We start from the raw sequence: 405 nt of genomic DNA on the forward strand, positions 1-405 counted from the left end.
GTCCGGCGTCACAGCGAGGCTGCGCACGGCGGCAGTGTGTCCGGTGAGCACATGGACGCAGCGGGCGGAGGCGACGTCCCACAGCCGGACGGTGCCGTCGGCGGAGCAGGACAGCAAGTGCCGGCCGTCCACGCCGGGCAGGACGTCGACCACGGCATCGGTGTGTCCGGTCAGCACCGCCTCGCACTGTCCGTCGGCGGTCCGCCAGACACGTACGGTCGCGTCGGCGCCCCCGGTGACGACGTAGCGGCCGTCCTCGCTCAGCCGTGCGGCGCCGATCCACTCCTCGTGCCCGCCCAGCACCCACCGCAGTTCGCCTGTGCGCAGGTCCCAGATCTTCACGGTGACGTCCTGGCCGCGGGAGAGCCCGTAGCGGTGGTCGGCGCTGACGGCCACGTCCAGCAC

Annotated in this window: 1 pseudogene; it reads right to left on the minus strand. The window is 73.1% G+C overall.

The features are described from left to right. A pseudogene (locus tag TN53_RS47710) lies at nt 1-405 on the minus strand (hypothetical protein); the annotation flags it as partial.

Source organism: Streptomyces sp. WM6386 (assembly GCF_000972385.1).
Lineage (GTDB): Bacteria > Actinomycetota > Actinomycetes > Streptomycetales > Streptomycetaceae > Streptomyces.